Genomic DNA, 2,452 nt, shown 5'->3' with positions numbered 1-2,452 from the left:
TGCTGCACGCCCGAAATATCCCCTCGCGATCTGCACACCCGACAGATACAACTCACCGACAACTCCGAGGGGTACCGGCACCAGCCGCTGGTCCAAAACATAGGCCCCGGTATTCCACACCGGTGCCCCGATCGGAACCGCACCCGAAACACCCACCTCGACCGGCCGCGCCGTGACATGCACCGTCGCCTCGGTCGGACCGTACAAGTTATGCAACCGCGGCAAACCGACAGCAGCACACTGATCGACCAAAGCCGCAGGAAACGCCTCACCCGCCACAAGAACCAGCCGCAACGACGCACACTCCTCGCGCGTGGCGACAGCAGCGAACACCGCAAGCATCGACGGCACGAACGACGTCGCAGTAATCCCCTCCCGATGGATCACGCGAGCAAGATACGCAGGATCCCGATGCCCGTCGGGGCTCGCGATCACCACACGCGCACCCACCGCCAACGCACCGAACAGCTCCCACACCGACACATCGAACGTGAACGGCGTCTTCTGCAACACCACATCATCTCGGGTGAGCGAGTATTCGGCTGTCAGCCACGACACCTGATTGACCACCGAACAATGCGACACCGCCACACCCTTCGGCCGCCCCGTCGACCCCGACGTGAAAATCACATACGCCGTATTGTCCGGCCGCAACGGCGCAACCCGCTCACCATCGGACACCGGACCCGCCGACACACCGGCAAGATCCAGCGTGTCGATCGACACCACCGGCACCGACCCGGACCCGGACCCGGACTCGGAATCGGACTCGGGAAGCTCGAACCCGTCCCGCGACGTCGACACCACCAACACCGGCGACGCCGACTCCACAATGAAACCATTACGCTCAGCAGGCTGATCCGGATCGAGCGGCACATACGCGCCACCCGCCCGCACGATCGCATACATCCCCACCAACAGATCCAACGACCGGCGCACCGCCAACCCCACCGTCGTCTCCGGACCCACACCCCGCGAGATCAAATACCGCGCAACCCGATTGACCCGCACATCGAACTGCGCGTACGTCAACGACTCGTCTTCGAACACCACCGCAATCGCGTCGGGATTCGAAAGGACCTGGCTATCGAACCGGTCCAGCAATGTTCCATCCGGCACCGGACGCGACGTATCGTTCCACCGCTCGAGCACCGCAATACGCTCGTCGGCGCCCAGCAGATCGATATCCCCCACCCGCAGCGCAGGATCGGCGACCACCGACTCGAGGATCCGCACGAACCGCTCCGCGAACCCCTCGACCGTAACCGCATCGAAGAGCTCGGTGGCGTAGGTCAATTCCGCACTCCAGCCGACCGGCGAACCGTCTTGGGCGTACCCCTCCGACAACGTCAACTGCAGGTCGAACTTCGCGACTCGAACATCGACATCCACGCCCGACACCCGCAACCCCGGCAACTCGAGCTCCGCACCCGCCAAGTTCTGGAAGGCCAGCATCACCTGGAAGAGCGGATGACGCGCCTGCGAACGCGCAGGATCGAGCACCTCCACCAACCGCTCGAACGGCACATCGGCATGGGCGAACGCATCGAGATCCACCCGGCGGACCTCATCGACGAACTCCCCGAACGACACCCCACCGTCGACCGACGTGCGCAACACGAGCGTGTTGACGAACATGCCGACCAGATCGTCGAGCGCGGCCTCACCACGCCCCGCGATCGGCGTGCCGATCGCAACATCGGAACTCGCACCCAACCGCGACAGCATCACCGCCAACGCAGCATGCACCACCATGAATTCCGTTGCGCCACTGCGTCGTGCCACCTCCGCTACACCGGCACGAACACGACCATCGATCACGAACCCGTGCGAGGCACCCTGGTAACTCGACACCACCGGGCGGGGCCGGTCGGACGGCAACGTCGACTCCTCCGGCAGATCCGCCAAAGCAGTGCGCCAGAACTCGGTTTCCCGCGCGAGCAGCGACTCCGGATCCGACTCGTCGCCGAGGACCTCTCGCTGCCACAACGTGTAGTCGGCGTACTGCACCTCGAGCGCCGACCACTCCGGGTTCCGGCCCGCAGCGCGCGCCGCATACGCGGTGACCACATCCCGGGTCACCGGCCCCATCGAGAACCCGTCACTCGAGATGTGATGAACCACCACCACCAGCACATACTCTTCCGGCGTGATCCGCAACAACCGCACCCTGACCGGAACCTGCTGCGTCACATCGAAACCGGTAGTCACGATCTCGCCGACTCGCTCCGGCACCTCGTCGGCGGCAACGTCCTCGACACGCACCTCCACGACCGCATCGTCGGCCCCGAGCACCTTCTGGAAACCGACCCCGTCGACCTCCGGATACACCGTCCGCAACGACTCATGTCGCGCGACGACATCCGACACGGCCGCCTGCAACGCATCGACATCCAACGGTCCCGACAACCTGATCGCCACCGGGATGTTGTTCGCCGCCGACCCCGGATCC

At 64.8% G+C, this 2,452-nt stretch carries 1 protein-coding gene; it reads right to left on the bottom strand.

Going from position 1 to position 2,452, the window contains the following annotated elements; genetic code table 11:
• Positions 1–2,452: non-ribosomal peptide synthetase (locus RDCOP1_RS21070; RefSeq protein WP_143152209.1), on the bottom strand; the 2,452-nt coding region annotated here is incomplete at both ends.

Origin of the sequence: Rhodococcus coprophilus NBRC 100603 (assembly GCF_001895045.1) — a bacterium.
In the GTDB taxonomy this organism is placed as follows: domain Bacteria; phylum Actinomycetota; class Actinomycetes; order Mycobacteriales; family Mycobacteriaceae; genus Rhodococcus; species Rhodococcus coprophilus.
Note: the sequence above shows the minus strand (reverse complement) of the source record. Positions and strands in the feature narration are given on the sequence as shown.